The organism is Dyadobacter sp. UC 10, from assembly GCF_008369915.1.
Classification (GTDB): Bacteria; Bacteroidota; Bacteroidia; order Cytophagales; family Spirosomataceae; genus Dyadobacter.
Genome location: NZ_VSRN01000001.1, coordinates 3,069,019 through 3,087,176, shown reverse-complemented (window position 1 = coordinate 3,087,176; position 18,158 = coordinate 3,069,019). Strand labels below are relative to the sequence as shown.

At 45.2% G+C, this 18,158-nt stretch carries 17 protein-coding genes; 3 read left to right on the top strand and 14 right to left on the bottom strand.

Annotated elements, in window-relative coordinates; all coding sequences use genetic code 11:
• Positions 1-32: 32 nt before the first annotated feature.
• On the top strand, positions 33-1,340 hold the full coding sequence (gene murA, locus FXO21_RS12755) for a UDP-N-acetylglucosamine 1-carboxyvinyltransferase (RefSeq protein WP_149640430.1): 1,308 nt from the start codon (positions 33-35) through the stop codon (positions 1,338-1,340).
• An 889-nt stretch (positions 1,341-2,229) separates the two neighbouring features.
• Here murA and FXO21_RS12750 read toward each other — a convergent pair.
• Positions 2,230-3,084, bottom strand: coding sequence for a 3-keto-disaccharide hydrolase (locus FXO21_RS12750; RefSeq protein ID WP_149640429.1), 855 nt, complete (start codon positions 3,082-3,084; stop codon positions 2,230-2,232).
• Positions 3,085-3,216: 132 nt separating this feature from the next.
• Between FXO21_RS12750 and FXO21_RS12745 the strand changes: the two genes are divergently transcribed.
• Positions 3,217-4,542, top strand: a complete 1,326-nt coding sequence (locus FXO21_RS12745; protein WP_149640428.1) for a cryptochrome/photolyase family protein — start codon at positions 3,217-3,219, stop codon at positions 4,540-4,542.
• A gap of 3 nt (positions 4,543-4,545) precedes the next feature.
• Here the strand turns inward: FXO21_RS12745 and FXO21_RS12740 are convergent, their stop codons facing one another.
• The 13 genes from FXO21_RS12740 to hisH all read right to left on the bottom strand — a co-directional run bounded on the left by FXO21_RS12740 (position 4,546) and on the right by hisH (position 16,327).
• Positions 4,546-5,826 (bottom strand): M16 family metallopeptidase, encoded by a 1,281-nt coding sequence (locus FXO21_RS12740; protein WP_149643482.1) that lies wholly within the window; start codon positions 5,824-5,826, stop codon positions 4,546-4,548.
• 79 nt (positions 5,827-5,905) lie between these two features.
• Complete coding sequence (porV, locus tag FXO21_RS12735) at positions 5,906-7,057, bottom strand: type IX secretion system outer membrane channel protein PorV (protein WP_149640427.1); 1,152 nt, start codon at positions 7,055-7,057, stop codon at positions 5,906-5,908.
• A 106-nt stretch (positions 7,058-7,163) separates the two neighbouring features.
• A complete protein-coding gene (porU, locus tag FXO21_RS12730; protein WP_149640426.1) occupies positions 7,164-10,541 on the bottom strand; it encodes a type IX secretion system sortase PorU in 3,378 nt (1,125 codons plus the stop codon).
• On the bottom strand, positions 10,519-11,133 hold the full coding sequence (locus tag FXO21_RS12725) for a SprT family zinc-dependent metalloprotease (protein ID WP_149640425.1): 615 nt from the start codon (positions 11,131-11,133) through the stop codon (positions 10,519-10,521). The genes porU and FXO21_RS12725 overlap by 23 nt, the downstream gene beginning before the upstream one ends.
• Positions 11,134-11,200: 67 nt before the next feature.
• Positions 11,201-11,380, bottom strand: coding sequence for a PG1828 family lipoprotein (locus tag FXO21_RS12720; RefSeq protein WP_149640424.1), 180 nt, complete (start codon positions 11,378-11,380; stop codon positions 11,201-11,203).
• A gap of 147 nt (positions 11,381-11,527) precedes the next feature.
• Positions 11,528-12,301, bottom strand: a complete 774-nt coding sequence (locus tag FXO21_RS12715; RefSeq protein WP_149640423.1) for a phosphoglycerol geranylgeranyltransferase — start codon at positions 12,299-12,301, stop codon at positions 11,528-11,530.
• Positions 12,298-12,735, bottom strand: coding sequence for a hypothetical protein (locus tag FXO21_RS12710; RefSeq protein ID WP_149640422.1), 438 nt, complete (start codon positions 12,733-12,735; stop codon positions 12,298-12,300). The genes FXO21_RS12715 and FXO21_RS12710 overlap by 4 nt, the downstream gene beginning before the upstream one ends.
• Positions 12,736-12,827: 92 nt before the next feature.
• A complete protein-coding gene (locus FXO21_RS12705; RefSeq protein ID WP_149640421.1) occupies positions 12,828-13,166 on the bottom strand; it encodes a phage holin family protein in 339 nt (112 codons plus the stop codon).
• Between the two features lie 65 nt (positions 13,167-13,231).
• Complete coding sequence (locus FXO21_RS12700; RefSeq protein WP_149640420.1) at positions 13,232-13,567, bottom strand: phage holin family protein; 336 nt, start codon at positions 13,565-13,567, stop codon at positions 13,232-13,234.
• 11 nt (positions 13,568-13,578) lie between these two features.
• Entirely contained in the window at positions 13,579-14,208 is a 630-nt protein-coding gene (gene hisIE, locus FXO21_RS12695; protein WP_149640419.1) for a bifunctional phosphoribosyl-AMP cyclohydrolase/phosphoribosyl-ATP diphosphatase HisIE, read from the bottom strand.
• A 10-nt stretch (positions 14,209-14,218) separates the two neighbouring features.
• The gene (gene hisF, locus FXO21_RS12690; protein ID WP_149640418.1) at positions 14,219-14,992 is read right to left on the bottom strand and encodes an imidazole glycerol phosphate synthase subunit HisF; all 774 of its coding nucleotides are present in this window, start codon (positions 14,990-14,992) and stop codon (positions 14,219-14,221) included.
• A gap of 4 nt (positions 14,993-14,996) precedes the next feature.
• Positions 14,997-15,719 carry a 1-(5-phosphoribosyl)-5-[(5-phosphoribosylamino)methylideneamino]imidazole-4-carboxamide isomerase gene (hisA, locus tag FXO21_RS12685; RefSeq protein WP_149640417.1) on the bottom strand — a complete coding sequence of 241 codons (723 nt, stop codon included), beginning with the start codon at positions 15,717-15,719 and terminating at the stop codon, positions 14,997-14,999.
• Between the two features lie 14 nt (positions 15,720-15,733).
• Complete coding sequence (gene hisH, locus FXO21_RS12680; RefSeq protein WP_149640416.1) at positions 15,734-16,327, bottom strand: imidazole glycerol phosphate synthase subunit HisH; 594 nt, start codon at positions 16,325-16,327, stop codon at positions 15,734-15,736.
• 283 nt (positions 16,328-16,610) lie between these two features.
• Here hisH and FXO21_RS12675 point away from each other — a divergent pair, with 283 nt between their 5' ends.
• Positions 16,611-18,101: a M14 family zinc carboxypeptidase gene (locus tag FXO21_RS12675; protein WP_149640415.1), complete on the top strand. Its 1,491-nt coding sequence runs from the start codon at positions 16,611-16,613 to the stop codon at positions 18,099-18,101.
• Positions 18,102-18,158: the final 57 nt, after the last annotated feature.

Here is an 18,158-nt window from a genome sequence, read left to right as displayed (position 1 = left end):
CGTAAAATATTCTGCAACCGCACATACCAATCATGGCTTCATTTAAAATAACCGGAGACAAACGTCTCAAGGGAGAGATCGTACCCCAGGGCGCCAAAAACGAAGCGCTTCAGATAATTTGCGCCGTACTTCTGACCAAAGAACCTGTTACCATTCATAATATCCCCAATATCAGGGACGTCAATCAGCTCATCAATCTGCTGGGCGACCTCGGAGTAAGATGTACCAGATTAAGCGAAAGCTCTGTCCGGTTTGAGGCAAGTGAAATTAACCTTGACTACCTCGAATCAGATTCGTTCCGTCAGAAAGCCGCTGCACTTCGTGGTTCGGTGATGCTGCTGGGCCCTATGCTTGCCCGTTTCCGAAAGGGCCGCATTCCCCGCCCCGGTGGAGATAAAATCGGCCGCAGAAGATTGGATACCCACTTTTTGGGTTTTGAAAAATTGGGAGCACAGTTCAGCTACGACGAAGAAGATGGTGGATTTTATAAAGTAGACGCCGCCAATCTCAAAGGCGCTTACATGCTTTTGGATGAAGCTTCGGTAACCGGCACAGCCAATGTTTTAATGGCAGCGGTGATGGCCGAAGGTACTACAACAATTTACAACGCCGCCTGCGAACCCTACCTGCAGCAGCTTTGTAAAATGCTGAACAGGATGGGCGCTAAAATCTCAGGCATTGCCTCGAACTTGCTGGTCGTAGAAGGTGTGAGCGAACTGAGGGGAACGGAACACACGATGCTGCCGGACATGATCGAGATCGGCAGCTTTATCGGTCTGGCTGCCATGACGAAATCGGAAATCACGATCAAAAATTGCCAAATACCTCAATTGGGCATTATTCCTGACGTTTTTCAGCGGCTGGGAATTCAAATGGAATTTCGCGGAGACGATATTTTTATTCCTGCACAGGAAAATTACCGTATTGAAAACTACCTTGACGGCTCTACGCTATCCGTCGCTGATGCGCCCTGGCCAGGTTTCACGCCAGATTTGCTAAGCATTATCCTGGTAACTGCCACACAGGCGCAGGGAACTGTACTTGTTCACCAGAAAATGTTCGAAAGCCGGCTGTTTTTTGTGGATAAACTGATTGAGATGGGCGCGCAGATCATTCTTTGTGATCCGCACAGGGCAACTGTAATCGGTCATAACCGCGAAACGCAACTCAGAGGAATCCGCATGACTTCACCGGACATTCGGGCTGGAGTAGCATTGCTGATCGCTGCTATGTCAGCAAAAGGGGTAAGTATTATCGATAATATAGAGCAGATAGACCGTGGGTATCAGAACATTGATACAAGGTTGAATGCGATTGGGGCGGAGATTGTGCGGTTGTAGGTATTTGGCTGTTTAGCTGTTAGCCATTAGGTTTTAGGTTTTAGCTAACAGCCAATACCTTTGAATAATGACTAGAAAGCCGAAAAATAGTTAAGAAACAAAAGAGGTTGCCATTTACTGGTAACCTCTTTTGTTTTGTTATTTAAATGATGAAAATCAATGACGCTCGGGCACTTCAATCGAAGTAGGTTTTATGTAGTGACAACAATAGTCTTTCTCATTATTCTATTTTCACTATTGAACGCTTGGGCAAGAGAAGAAGGTACTTTGGGAGATAGTGTCTTTTTCAATTCAGTAGCAGACATGTTCTTGATATTGCGCTATCCGGCTTTTCTACTTATAGATTATTTGAGCAGTTATAAGAGCGGCGCTGATCTGGCCTCTGTGCTATTCTTTCCTAGTTTGCTAATCAATGCTATTTTATACGGCTTTTTCCTGGAACTCGCTATAGCTCGCCTGGCATCAATGTTAAGCTAAAAACTACATACGAATTAAAATTTCCCTCCCCAATCCAATTCATGGCTACCAGGATTTTCCGTCATTATAGATTTATCGTTATCACGGTTATCATTTTCCTGATAACTCTCTTCGCACTTTATCAGACTTTGATAAATGATGGACGAACTGAGCACAATCTTCAATTTGCCAATTTACTCAACACAGTTTATTTCGTCCTGCGCTTTCCTTCCCACCCAGTTCTAGGATATGTTTCCAGCTTCATTGATGAAAAGACGGTCAGTTGGTTGTCAGAAGTGTTATTCTTGCCTGGCCTTATTTTCAATTCTATTTTTTACGGATTTTTAATAGAGTACGTCACTAGTAAAATTTCTTCCTCTTTGAAAGCTAAAACCTAATGGCTGTTAGCTAATAGCGACCAGCTAACAGCTACCTACCTCTTCCCATAACTACACTTCCCATTATCCGCTTTCACATAATAGGATTTGTAATTGGTAGCTTTCGGGTCCATGCAACCTATTAATTCAAGTACTTCTACTTTTCTGAACTCGACGGGGTGGCTTTCGCTTTGCAGCGATATTGAACCGTGATCAAGCAATTTCCCTGCTATCATCAGCGACGGATCGTTTCCGCTTACATTTCCTCCTCCAAGCTGCGGTTTGTTGTATTCCAATACCTTCTCACCATTAACGAAATGCTGAATCAGAGAATCGCCCAAAACAAGTACTTCGGCTTTCACCCACTGATCTCCATTGTAAGTTTTTGAAGTAGAATTAACGCAATGCTTCGTAATCAGCTTCCCGTCCATTACTACATTGGTTCCAGGCGTACACAGGTTACAGGTAGTGCGGACCTTGTCATTTCCACCCAACAACTGAACTTCAATTGAAGCCGGAAAATCCTGGTCTTTGCCCATTGTTGCAGCTGGTTGGCCGTGTACCATAATGCCACTGTTCCGCCAGGCCCAGCCCTCTCCTTTCGGCGCCTGCTCGCCTACAAAACGGTATTCAACTGCAATGCGGTAATATGAAAAATCGCCCTTATAGAAAATGTGCCCGTACTTTTGTTTGAAATCATCATATTGATCATACCTGACGATCATTTTTCCATCCTCTACCCGGAATGTATTTTTGTAGTTATCATTCAGCTCATAACCACGGATCTTGATATCCCATCCGTCCAGGTTTTTGCCGTTAAAAAGCTGCTTCCATTCCTGTTTGTCCGCAGGCTTCTGAGCGGACGCTGCAAGGCAGAGCAGGCTGAAAAGGATAGTCAATTGTAGTTTCATGCTGGGTATAAAGGTTATATTTGATGCTTTGGCCGGATTTTTTAATGTATTGTTCCGGCAACATTATGGGGTAAATATAGTTACTTCATATTTATTCGTACGCTGCCCAACCGATTACATTTTCAAGATTTCATGAGCCTGCCAAAAAAAGAGAAAATAGCGATATTCTGGCTGCGCCGCGATCTGCGGCTCGATGACAATGCAGGGCTTTACTATGCATTGAAGTCAGGTTATCCTGTTGTCCCGCTCTTTATTTTTGATAAAAATATCCTCGACGACCTCGAAAATAAGGAAGATCCGCGTGTGACCTTTATCTTTCAGGAGATTGAGAATATTAGAAAAGACCTAAGATTAAGGGATGCCGATTTACTGGTACATTACGGATTTCCTTTGAAAATCTGGAAACAGCTGAGCGATGAATACAATATTGCGGAAGTATATACCAATACCGATTACGAACCCTACGCCACCGAGCGCGACCGGGAAGTTTACAATATTTTAAAAAAGAAAGATACCGTCTTTAAAATCTGCAAGGATCAGGTAATTTTTGAGAAAAAAGAAATTCTCTCAGGTCAAAATTCACCCTACACTGTATTTACACCGTACAGCCGGGCGTGGAAAGAAAAAAGCAACGACTTTTTTCTTTCTTCTTATCCTTCCAGAAAGTACTTAAAAAACCTTCTGAAATGGTACGGCCCCACTATTCCTTCTTTAAAGGAAATGGGTTTTGAGTATTCACATTATGATTTCCCTTCAGCAAAAGTCAGCGAGGAGCTTTTGGGAAATTATGCCGAAGCGCGGGACTTTCCGGCTAAGGAAGCGACCAGCAGAATAGGCATCCATCTTCGTTTTGGCACGGTAAGTATCCGCCAACTAGCGCGCAAGGCTAAGGAACACAGCAATGTTTTTTTGAATGAGCTTATCTGGCGCGACTTTTACCAGCAGATCCTGGCGAACTTTCCCGAAGTTGGAAACGGAAAGGCATTTCGCAGCGCTTATGATCACATCAAATGGCGTTACGATAAAGATGATTTTAAGACCTGGTGCGAAGGAAAAACAGGCTATCCGTTGGTGGATGCAGGTATGCGGCAGCTTAATGCGATCGGCTTTATGCATAACCGGGTGAGAATGGTCACCGCCAGCTTTTTATCCAAACACCTGCTGATAGACTGGCGACTGGGTGAAGCTTATTTTGCAGAAAAATTGCTGGACTACGACCTCGCTGCAAATAACGGAGGCTGGCAATGGGCAGCCGGTTCAGGCACGGACGCCGCACCCTATTTCCGGATTTTCAATCCAACTGCCCAGGCTGAAAGATTTGACCCGAAAGGTGAATATATCAAAAAATGGGTTCCTGAATTCGGGACAGCCGAATACCCGGAACCTATGGTTGACCACAAATTCGCTCGGGAACGCTGCCTGAAAGCTTATAAAGAAGCGCTGGACCAAGCAAATTAACATCTACTTTCCGCCCGCAACCACAATGATCATATCTTCCGGCTTCAAATACAAATTCGCCATTTGCTGAATTTCCTCGCTGGTAACAGCCTGGATCCGATCGATATAATGATTGAAAAAATCGGCAGGTAACCCATCCAAAAGCAGAACTTTCTGACGGTCGGCGACTTCGAATGCGGTATTGAGTGAACCGGCAAATTCGCCCGCCATGAAATTCTTCACCGTAGTAAGCTCTTCTTCCCCCACACGCTCGGTTTGAAGCTTATTGATCTCTTTCTTTATTTCTTCAATTGTCAATTCAGTAAATTCTTTCTTTACATCGGTACCGATCATAAAATAGCCGGCATTACGTAAAGTAGCAACGTGCGACGAAATCCCGTAAGTCAGCCCTTTTTCCTCACGAATATTCTTCATCAACCTCGAACCAAAATACCCTCCCAAGATCTCATTGGCTACCAGCATTTTAAAGTAATCTTCATGATGGCGGTTAAATAAAACCCTTCCCATCCTGATTGACGACTGCACACTATCAGCCTTTTCGATCACAGCCTCCTGCCCCTGATAGGACGATTTGATCAGGAATGCCGGCTTCGCCTGATGCGCTCCTATCTGACTTTTGCCGAATGTCCGATTTACAAGGTTAACGTCCGCTCCTGATATCTGGCCTGCCAGAACCACGGTAAACCTACCATGTTTTATAAATTGATTATAATGTTCCAGGATTGCATCCCGCGACAGTCCTTCAATATGCGCTTCGTCCTGGCTCTGTCCGTAAGGATGATCCGTGCCGAAAAGACGTGCCCTGAACTCCGTTGTGGCAAGGTATGCATTCTTCTCTTTGTTGACTTTAAGGTTTTGGAGCGTAATGTTCCTCAACTCGCTCAGCTCCTTTTCAGGAATTGCGGCCTGTTGAATAAGCTGGCTCACCAGTGGCAATACCTCCGTCAAAAACCTGGAAAGACAATAAACGACGATTCCTATACGATCCGGCGTATGCATCATCTCGGTAAAAGCCCCAAGCCGGTCAAATGCTTCACTTATCTCTGCCGAGCCGAGCCTGCTCGTACCTTCAGAAAGCATTTTTATAGCGAAATAAGACGCTCCGATTTCTTTTTCATACCAATTCCCGGCTTCAAAAATGCATTCAATGCGGATTACAGGCTGATCGCCAATGTTGATCACATGGAGCAGAATACCGTTATCGAGCGTATGTGTCTGAGCATCTGGCAAGTTGATAGAACTGATAACCTTGAAATCTGGGGCGATGGAGCGGTCGAGTAGCATTGCAGCGGGATAAATAAAAAACGAATGACGTTGCAATAACGCCATTCGCTCCGAAAAAATTAAATATAATAATAGCTGGTTAGTTCTCAGTGTCGTTTACGTCAAGCCTCTCTGCTTTATTGAGGCTCATTGAAAGCGTAATGCGGAGTGTATTAGCCAGCGGGCTGGTTTGAGCAACCGGGAAAAGATAAGCAAAGTCGACTGCATATCTGTCCATAAAACGAATACCTGCACCGGCTGTAAAGAATCTGTTTCCGTTTTTGAATTTGTTTTCCCCGTGATAACCAGCTCTCAGGGCGAAGATATTGTTGTACCAGTATTCAGCTCCGGCTGATATTGCCACTTCCTGCATTTCTTCCTTGAATCCGTCCGGTGCATCGGAGAATGATCCAAAAACACCTTTTAATAGTGGCCTCGCATTGTAGTTTGTACCATCCGGTGTCGGTACCATTAATTTGTAAGCGTCAACAATGAAATTGAATTTGTTCCTGCCATCGCCAGAGTACGACAAACCGGCACCGACGCGCAGGTTAGTGGGAATAAAGTTTTCAGTATCTGTCCCTGAGCCATAATTGATTTTACCTCCCAGGTTGGAAAGCACCGCGCCCAACGACCAGGTCAGTTCGCTTCCGGTATCTTCATTTTTAAGCTCTTTGCGGTAGTAAGCACTGATATCGCCAGCTGCAACACGAGCAGGGCTCAATGATATGTTCTTAATTACAGCATCGCCGGCAAGGTTTGACGATATATATTTCAAAGTCAAACCCATTGAGAAGTTTTTGCCTAACTGACGCGAATATGTTCCGTTGATCGCCAGCTCCCTTGAATTGAAATAACCCATCTGCGTACCTACCGCATCCCGGAGATCCAGCTCTCCATTGTTGAAATAGTTAACCGAGAATGCCACTGCCTGGTTGTCTCCCAACTTTTTATAAGCTGACAAGTAGCCCAGCCACATATCACTCACCAAATCTCTGAGCCAGGGCGTGTACGAAGCAGATATCCCGAAATCCTTGGTGTTATAAGGAAGTTTGGCGGCATTCCAGTAAGTCGCGTTAGCGTCCGGACTTGATGCCACTCCGGCTTCTCCCATCGCGGCGCTTCTTGCGTCAGGTGCAAATGTTAAAAAAGTAAGTGGTGAAGCGGGAATCCTTACTGAGTCTTGTTGAGCGGAGACTGTGCTCAGTGTGAGAATAGATAAAAGGGAAAAAGTACCAAAAAAAAGTTTCATAGAAATTGGATTTGCGATAGGAAGTGCTTTGTATCAGCTTCTTTTAAAGGGTCAAAAATACAATGAAAGATAGTTATTACTAAAAAAAGTACTAAGTTTTATTATATTATCGGGAGCGTATCAACCTGCCCGACTTTTGGTCGAAGGTACTATCTTTTAGTGATCGTATCAACAACTGATAAACAAGTGGGATATTCAAGGGAATCCTGCTGCCCAACTGCCTGGGATCAAGCGATTGTGAAATAGTCGCCTCGCTATTATAATATTGCCATTTAAAAGTTCCCAAACGCTGCCCGTTACTCAACAGAATATTTAAAATTAACTCTACGTCTTCATTTGCACGACTATGGTTAAGTTCAAATGACAGATCCGATTGAAAAGGATTAGGAAATAATTTCAGGGCATTGAGTTTGATACCCCGGGGTTCAACCACTTGAAATCCGAACGATATTTCCGAAAAGTTAGTATATGTGTCCCATACTTTTAGGCGAACATTATAGCTACCGGCAGGTAAATTATCCAACGGAAAACGGATTGTCCCTGATTGGTAATCGTCGAGATCGGCTGTGAAGTAATCATTGAGTATTATCGTCAACGTGTCATTGATCGTTAGCGTCATATCATGCCCAATCCCCGCTCTTGACAAGTTAATGCCGCTTTCATCGCCCACCCGGGCATAAAATACCGAGGATGTACTGACATTGTCACCATCTTTGAATGCGTCATTGTTAATATATCCTACCACTTTTGGAGGCGTTTTATCCGCAAATACGGAAGCACTGCCTCCCACGATCACCGGCAGCTGCCCGGAGGCATCGGCAGCACTGTCGGCACTGATCGCGTAAATACTTGCCCTTCCAATACCATATCTGTAATCTATGTCTTTGGGCACCACAAACTGACAAATGAAGCTCCCCTCTTTAACCGTTACGTCCCCGTCAAACAACCTGCTGCGAAATTCAGAATATTTTTCACTATTACCTTCACTTCCAAGCGTTTCGAACGACACAGGCTTGTCGTAAATAATGACCCTGGCTTTTCCCTGAAAATTCTTGTCCACCTCATTATTTCCTTTGTCGAAAATCTGACCTGTTAATGTAACCTTTTGTAAAGCGCGTAGCGTGTCTGCAACCGGAGACCATCGAATGCCTTTCTGTCCGGCCGCCAGCCTCATGGAAGGATCGCCCAGCAAAGTAAAGTTGCGGTTCAAGCTCCCGACAAGTGCTCTGTTTTTAGTTTCTTTAAAAAAATCACCCATTCGTCTTCCGGGATTCTTCTGAATAAGTGCTTCATAAAATGCTTTGCTCAGAGTGAAGTTGGTACTCGAAAAGACAGGCCTCGTGGTACTGATCGCGCCAATTGCAGCGCCTTTTGGGCTAAGTACCATTGTTTCTGCACCAGACACAGCCCCCGGATCGTCATATCTTCCGAAATCGCAGGTAGCAGTAAAAAGTAAAGGCAAATTATTCATCCCCCTGGCGCTGAGCATATCGGTCAGCGTCAGCACCTGTTCCTCTGCCCAGCCGCCCACGCCTCCGTGCCCGGTGTAATTGATTATCAACGTGCCCTCATCAATTCCCTTCCTGATCCTTGCATTCACGGCGGGTGATTTCTGCCCTGCATCGGTTGTTAATTGCGGATATTCATCTATAAAAATACGTTCCGGAAACAGGTCATTCTGAACGAGGCCGGCCAGTTGGTCGGCGTGCCGCTGGTGAATATTCCCGTCGCCATCGTCCGCTATAAATTGCACCCGATTTTTCCAGTTGCCATTCGTACGAAGCGTTTCATATCGGATCAGTTTGTCGACTACTGTTTTCGCCTCGCCAATCGTTTTAACAGGCAGCCGACCGACTCCGATATTCAGTATATGGTCGCCTGCCGCCGACTCCTCCCACTCGCCTTCATCAGCTTCCATAAAACCAAAATAGTCGTCTGAGGAGTAAGTATAGACCGGATTTAGCGACTCCCGGCTTTCGTAAACGGGTATCCAGTTATCCAGCTGAGCGGCAGATTGATTTTTTAAAAGATTTTTATAATCATAAGTAGCATCGCCAAATAGCAGCAGGTATTTAAGTTTCCCCGGCGTTTTTTGATACAAATGCCTGACATAGTTTCGGATTGCAGTAACGTCCGGCTTCCCTCCTGCATATTCATTATATATCTGCCGGGAAGTGACCACTGCGGTTTTCAAACCATTTTTATTGGCCCGCAAGGCGGCCAAGCGCTCTGCCTCCGACTGCCAGGTCGCGGATGTGACTACTAGCAGATCGGGCGTGTCGAGGGAGATTATATCCTGATTTGCTATTTGCTGCCAGCCTGAAGGCTCGATCGCCTGCTCAGGTCTGAAGCTGATATATTTTGCCAATTTTCTCCGTACTTCCCGATTGAACAAAAAATCACCGGAAGTTCCCTGATTGGAGATGGATAAAGGCGCTTCACTATTGCTGATATCCCAGAGTATGCTACCGGCTGGTGAGCCAGCAAATCGATAAGTAGCGATGCCGGCAGCTTGTGAAGCAAAATGGTAGATCTGCTGCCTGTCAAAAAAACGTAACTCGCGCTTGACCTGCAATGCCAGAAAATTCAGATAGCCAGGTGCAGCGCTTTGCCCGTTTTTGTCATGGATAACACCTAGCCTGAAAATTCTAGTTGGCGTCGCCGAAGCGTTAAAAATATGAGTAAAGTCAGACCTTAATGCTTTTACATCGTAAGTTCCGGCACCGACCGTACCGATCGAAGTTTCGCCCAGATTTTCAGCATTCAGTTGCCAGCTAAAACGGGTTCGGACCTGAGCAGCTCCTATCGCCGAGCCTGTGAATATCATACGCGATCCGGGAACTACACTGGAAATCTCAGCCTCTATATTAAGCGCTGTATTTCCTATATATTCGCCCCACCAATCGCGGCCTGATTTGAGCAGATTGCTGAGTTCCTGCTCGTGGTACCAATAATCATCGAACTGGCTGATGACGTTTCCAGAAGCCGAAGCCTGATCAGCATTCTTTATCCTGAGCCCTGCTTTTTGACCGAAAGTGAGGTAATAGTAGCTTGTGTCGGAATAGTAATTCAGCTGATGGTACAGTTTTGAACTGGCTGAGTCGTAGAGAACAACGTGAGGTGACTCCGCATAAAAGTAAATCGCATCGCCAGCATCAAATTTACCATCCTGCTCTCCCTGCACTAAAATGGCGCTCTCAACAAGCCTGCCGCTGTTTTGATCCGCATTTGATTGGGGCAACATCTCGCCACCGGTACCAAAAATCCGAAGCAGAGAGGGATTTACCTGAGCAGTTTCCACGCCCATTTGACGCAAAAGTGCGTGGTCTATTTTGCAGACACCGGTTTGCGTAACAGCAATTTTAAACCAGGTACCTTCTGACAAAATTGATTGGGCGGAGAGAAAAGAAAACGAAGCGCCCAGGTAAAAAAAGACAGGGAGAATCAAACACCTCAAAATGTCAGCACGCTTCCACCAATGCATGGGCTGGTATTGTATAAAGGCGCTGAGACGCCTTATCTGTACAAAGTATCCGCGTTCTTCTCAAAATTCCGCGGGTAAAAGTCCTGTTTTGAAACACGAAATTTGATCCTTCATGCAACTGAGCAAGCAAAACCCTTCCGATATTCGCTGCCTGATCGTCATATTTTCTGAGCGCATTGAACAGCAACTGATCTCCTCCCGTCGAAGCTGTAGGATTTTTTGAATAACGAACTAAGTGTACGAGAATGTCTTTCGGAAAAACACTTTCGGTCAGGACAGGCTGTAAAAGAACACCAAACTCATGCTTCCACTCCTGTCCGTGCGGAGCAACGCGTTTTTTGAGCCTTCCTTTATATTTATAATGAACCACACAATGCGCTACCTCGTGCAGGTAAGTGATGAGGAAACTGTAAGGATTCAGATTGGCGTTGACGGTAATTTTTGGGATTAATCCCGGTTTTACGGTGAAATCTCCCAACCTGGTACGGCGTGGGCGGGACAATAGGAAAACGAACTTGTGATTGCTAAAAAGCCAGTCGCAATATTCACTGGCGGCAGAAGGAACATGCAAGCGGAAAGAGGTACTTTTCATCCCTTAAATAAAAAAAGAAAAGCCCTATTTTCATAGGGCTTTTCAAAATTTCGACTTGTACGTCTGATTACTTGATTGAATCAGCAGCTGCTGTATCAGAAGCCATTGTATCAACCGCAGTAGTATCTACCATCGGAGTTTCAACAGTTACAGCAGTAGTGTCAGCAGATTCGTCAGCTGGCTTGCTAGTACAAGAAGCGAAAGCTACCATCCCGGCAACAAACGCAAATGCAAAGAATTTTTTCATTTCTTGGGTGTAATTAAGGTTCGATGCAAAGGTAATACGATTAAACTGGATATTCCTAAATTTTGACATTGTATTTTTCCAAGAACTTAAAAATTCCTTAGAAAAAACTTAAATCACTTATTTAAATCCAATAAATTCAATCATACATCAAACACTTTCCAGCTTACGGTTATAACTATCGACACATTGTGCGATTTCAGGAAGGAGTTCGGGGTTCTGCTCTATCCCGTTTCCAACGACTATCACGTCAGCACCTGCGCCCAGGGCAATATCCGCCATTTCGAAGGAATTGATTCCGCCGCCGACGATAATCGGCGTATCCACTGCCGCACGGACAGCTGCTATAATTTCACAGGGAACGGGAAACTGCGCACCACTTCCTGCATCAAGGAACATGTGCTTTAAGCCCAGGTATTCGCCGGCCAGTGCAGTACAAGCAACTATGCCAGCCTTATCACGGGGCAGTGGCGTGGTACCGCTTATGTAAGAAACTGTGGTAAGCCTGCCACTTTCAACCAGCATATATCCAGTCGGCAATACTTCAATGCCGCTTCGTTTCAACAAGGGCGCTGCGATTACATGCTGCCCGATCAACAAGTCTGCGTTACGACCTGAAATTAATGATAGTAGTAAAATTGCATCCGCAGACGGGTCAATGTGTAAGCTGCTGCCGGGAAAAAGAATGGCAGGAATATCTGTATGCTCGTGAATTGCGGAGATGAGCTTATCAATGGCGTAGTTGGTAATCAGACTTCCGCCAACGAAAAAGAAGTCAACACCGTGACCTGCCGCATATTCGAGGAATTTCGGAAAAGTAGAAAGATTAACTTTATCTGGGTCTAAGAGAACAGCAAACGATTTCCTTTTCTCTATTTTACGCATCGAAAGGAGGTCTGCGATTTGATGATTCGCTGTTTTCATTCAGTTTTTCGTTCGTCTTCAATGATATGCTTCAGCTTCTGGCGAGCCCAGGCCACAGCCAGTGTCCAGGCCAGACTTTGAACTGCCTGCCCAACCTGCGACTGTCTCTTTTCCTTCTTCAACCTTTCCTCACTTATCAGGTGCAACTGGTTTTCCTGGACGTCTTCATTCCTATTTTTTGCGGCCTCCTTTTCCCGATCTTTTTTCGATTTGGGCAGGAAAGCATTCATCACGACAAAAGTAGTGGCTACTACACCGCCAATTACCAGAGCCTTTTTCCCATATTCAGTGGCGTCGGTTTTCAGTTCGCTCCACTGGTTTTCCAGTTTGTCACGATAAATATCAGCATCCAGTAACAGGTCCTGCTTGTCCTTATCCGTGTCAGATGAAAATGGCTTGGTAATCTTGACCGAAGAATCTATTGGAGTACTCATTTCATTTCTGTTTAATGGTGCCCTAAGGATTCAATAGAACCCAAAAATAGCAAATCGGGCTAATTTATTTCTTAAAATAGACCTGGAAACCTTTATTCCTCCTTATCCTTTAAAAAGCGGACGATAATCGAACGTATCATGCGGATAAAGTTTTCTTTCCATACTATCCAGATAATCAACTTGATAACAAATACTCCAAGCAGGATCAGGTACCCCAGATAGTCACTGTCCAGCCACTTGTTCAGGAAAGTCCCTATTAAAATTACAACTAATATCAGCACTGTCAGGGCAATGCATAACACCAGAGCCCCATAAATTGCCATCACAACGGCGCGCTCGATCTTGTCCCTCGTCTCAATCTTAAATAAGTCGATCCTGGTCTCGAAATATTTAAAAAGCGTGTCTTTAATTTCCTCTATTTGGCTAAGCATAATCAGGTAGTTATCAAATCATGTGTATCCATTTTCGACCCTATTTGCAGGCCTTATACTTAACACTAGTCCAAAAACATACCAAGAATAGCTGAAACAACAGAAACGACCAGGCCGAAGAAAAGGGCAGAAAAGAAGTTACTCACGTAAAATCCATCTACCATAAAGCTGGCCAGGTAAATAATGAAAACATTAACGACAAAATAGAACAGTCCGAGCGTCAAAATCGTAATGGGGAGTGCGAGTATCTGCAGGACCGGCTTAAGAAATGTATTGAGGATCCCCAGAACGATCGCTACAACGATAGCGGTCGTAAAACTTTCAACAGAAACACCTGGAATTAAATGGGCACCTACCAGCACTGCCAAAGTACTGATTACAAGTCGTAGGAGTAATTTCATACCATATGCATTTATTGGTGACGGCTACGAAGTACGTCAATTACCTCATCTAAGTCAATGTTTTTTTCTTCCAAAAGGACCAAAAGGTGGAACAGCAAATCGGACACTTCGTTCTTGAAAAGCTCGGTATCATTATCCTTTGCCTCGATCACAACTTCAACCGCTTCCTCCCCTACCTTTTGCGCTATTTTATTAATTCCTCTCTTGAAAAGGCTACTGGTATAGGACTCCTCGGTAGGATTTAATTTTCTTTCCCTGATCACTTTCTTTTGAAGATAGTTGAGAAAAAACGCCTCCCCGATTCGGGCATCCTGACTATTTTTTTCCCCAAAACAGGTATCCGCACCTGTGTGACAAGTCGGCCCCGCCGGAGTAGCTTTGATCAACAGCGTATCTCCGTCACAGTCGGCGATAATCTCGTTTATAAAAAGAAAATTTCCGGAGGTTTCGCCCTTCGTCCACAACCGCTGCTTGCTCCTGCTGAAAAACGTAACTGTGCCTTCCAGTCTGGTCTTTTCCAGTGCTTCCGCATTCATATAACCGAGCATCAGCACTTTGTCGGTATGAAAATCCTGGATAATTACCGGTACCAGCCCATCGGCCGATTTTTCAAAATCAATCGTAGAAAAGTTATCGCTCATTTCGTCCTGGTTATCTGGTTAATCTGATTGGAAGCTGCTTGCTGTTTAAATAGTCTTTCAGATCGGGTATATCAATTTCCCGAAAATGAAAAATGCTTGCCGCCAGCCCCGCATCAGCCTTTCCTATTGTAAAAACATCGTAAAAATGCCCCATATTTCCTGCACCGCCCGAGGCGATCACCGGGATATTGGCATTACCTGAGACCGTAGCCGTGAGCTCCAGTGCGAAACCGTTCTTTGTACCGTCGGTGTCCATCGAGGTCAGCAACAATTCACCGGCCCCTCGCTCTTCCACTTCCTTTGCCCACGGGATCGTCCGGAGTTCGGTAGCTTTGCGGCCTCCGTGCGTGTGAACGATATGCTCCTTTCCGTTTTCAGTGTCTATATAACGCGTATCGATCGCGACTACAATGCATTGACTGCCAAATTCAAGAGAAAGTTCGTTGATCAGGTCAGGATTGCGGACAGCGGCTGAATTAATAGATACTTTATCAGCTCCTGCATGCAGTAGTGCGGAAACGTCGGCAATCGAGGAAATCCCGCCTCCGACAGTAAAAGGGATGTTGATCGTCTGCGCTACCCTCTTCACGAGCTCAATAAATGTCGAGCGGCCGTCGATCGTGGCCGTAATATCGAGGTAAACAAGTTCATCAGCACCCTGTGCCGCATACAATGCGCCCAGCTCCACGGCATCACCCGCATCCCGCAGATTCACAAAATTGACCCCTTTTACAGTTCGCCCGTCTTTGACGTCCAGGCAGGGGATTATTCTTTTTGTTAGCATAATTTCAGGCTGAAAAACGCATAAGTTCAGGTAGGCTGATCCTGTTTTCATAAATCGCCTTCCCGATAATTACTCCGTAGATATTCATTTCGGCCAATTTCTCCACGTCTTCAATCCCACTGATACCTCCGCTGGCAATAATGTTAAGATCGGGGCATTTGTCCTGTAGATTTTTATAAAGGTCAAATGAAGGTCCCTGTAACAAACCGTCTTTCGCTACGTCGGTGCTGATCGTATATTTCACTCCTTTTTCCACATATTCTTCCACAAAATCATACACCCAGATCGCAGTGCCTTCCTCCCAGCCGCTCACAGCGATCTTTTCATTTTTTGCGTCAGCGCCCAATATGATCTTATCCCCGCCGTAGGTTTGCAGCCAATGATGAAATAGCTCAGGGTTTTTCACGGCAATACTGCCCCCGGTCACCTGCTTCGCGCCGCTTTCAAAAACGACCCGCAAATCATCGTCCGATTGAACGCCGCCGCCAAAATCAATATGCAGCGAAGTTTTGGAAGCAATACTTTCCAATAATTTCCAGTTGACGACCTTTTTGGCCTTTGCCCCGTCCAGATCTACCAAATGCAACCGTTTCAGTCCTGCATCCTCAAATTGCATTGCAACTTCCAGCGGATTCTCATTATATATTTTTTTTTGCCCGTAATCGCCTTGTGTAAGGCGTACACACTTTCCTTCAATCAGATCAATAGCCGGTATTATTTCGATCATTTATGGTCAGGTATTTAGGATTTTAAATTCAAAAAATTCTCGATAATCTGCTGCCCCGCATCGCCGCTGATCTCACAGTGGAATTGTGCTGCATAAAAATTATCCCGGTGCAGCATCGCACTAAACGGAAACGCATAATCGCACGTAGCGACGGTATATTCACAAACTGGCGCCGCGTAACTGTGTACGAAATACATAAACGCACTTTCGGGAATAGCCTCAGTAAGCGGGGTTTTATAGTCAAATATATTATTCCATCCCATGTGCGGCACTTTCATGCCGGAATCGGTCGGAAATATTTTTACATCTACATCGAATATCCCCATGCATTCCGTATCGTTTTCTTCCGAATACCTGCACATCAGCTGCATTCCCACGCATGTACCGAACACTGGTTGTTTTAACACGGGGATTACTTTGTCCAGACCGGTTTTCCGCAGGTAGCTCATCGTTGTGCTCGCCTCACCCACGCCGGGAAAAATGACTTTATCAGCAGATGTAATTTCGGCTACGTCATCCGTGTAAATATACCCCGCGCCCAGTCTGTCGAGCGCGTACATGACCGACTGCACATTACCTGCATTATACTTGATGATTACAGTTTTCATCCAGTTTCGATATTGAGAAAAGAACAAAAAAAGCCCGATTAAAAAACCGGGCTTCTGGGGATACTATGTATTCAACCTTATTACAACACTACTTGCAAAAACATATCACCCAAGACGACCGAAAGCCTCACGGCTATGATGAAAATGATGATATGTTTCAGCGATTATCATGGGACAAATGTAAGCAAAAAATGTAAACACCGGCAGCCGTCAAGTAAAAATTGCATTAAAATTTGCTTAGAGATTTCAGTACCTTGCGGTTGCAAAATGGCTTTTTACCATCATGGAACTATTTTTTTCACGACTATTTTTTTTCCTGATCACATTGGCTACCTCTCAATCCATGGCGCAGTCGGACGATCTGGCCCAAAAGCTTTTCAAAGCACACCCTACGTTCAAAGATGCTGCATTGACACAGCGGCGCTTCAAGCAAAAAGACATTCTTCCATTGATTTCCAGGAGACAGGGAAATCCAATGTATACCATCGAAAAAGTGGGAGAATCGTTCGAAGGGCGCACTATCCAAATGTTGAAAATTGGTACCGGCAAGAAAAAAGTACTGCTCTGGACACAAATGCACGGCGACGAACCGACCGCTACCATGGCCAGCTTTGATATGTTTAATTTCCTGGAAGGAAAAAACGACGGCTTTGATAGTTTCCGCAAAGAGCTGCTCGAAAAAACGACCCTGTATTTCGTCCCAATGCTCAATCCCGACGGCGCAGAACGCTACCAGCGCCGGACCATGCAGGGTATTGACATGAACCGCGACGCCGCAGCCAGACAAACCCCGGAGGCGATGATATTAAAAGGATTGGTAGACAGACTGAAACCGGATTACGGATTCAATCTGCACGATCAGAGCCCGAGGTATTCGGCCGGCCGCAGCCCGAAAGTGGCTACCATTTCATTTTTGGCCACCTCATATGATTACGAATTGTCTATTAATGACGTGCGTCAGCGTTCGATGCAGCTGATCGTGGGAATGAACAGGATCCTGCAAAACTACATTCCCGGACAGGTAGCCAGGTATTCCGACGATCATGAGCCGCGCGGCTTTGGAGATAATGTTCAGAAATGGGGGACAACTTTGGTATTGATCGAATCGGGGGGATATGTAGGCGATCCTGAAAAACAATATATCCGTCAGCTCAATTTTATGGCGATATTGTCTGCGCTAGGTAAGATTGCTGACAACTCTTTGACCAAAGAAAACCGGGAAGATTATTATAAAATACCTGAAAACGGCCGCTGGGTTTACGATTTAGTAGTGAGGAATGCAACAGTAAGGCAGTCAGGTAAATCATTTACCGCCGATCTGGGCATTAACCGGAACGAGGTAAGCTATTCCAACGCGACCAAGTTTTTTTATTATAGTAAAATAGAAGATTTCGGCGACCTGCACCCGCAATACGGAAGCCAGGAGCTCGACGCGAAAGGGTATACGATCGAAAAAGGAAAAGTTTACCCGACGGCTTACAAGAATGTGAGCGAGATCAGTAAACTGAATGCATTGGACCTGCTGCGCCAGGGTTATACTTACGTGCGGCTTGCAGCTGACTCGAATACACGCGCACTCGGGCTTTATTTTACCACGACCCCGTTACATATATTAAGAAGCGGCCAGGCCGCTCCGTCGGGTACGCCGGGGCTTGGCAATACAGCCACTTTTATCCTGAAAAAAGATGGTAAGATTAAATATGCCGTGATCAACGGTTTTGTACACGATCTCGACAATTTTAGCGCCGAAAAGGGACAAGGAATTGTTGAATAGTAAACGGCGGTTTTACATAACAAAAAAGACCGGAGACATACGTTTCCGGCCTTTTTA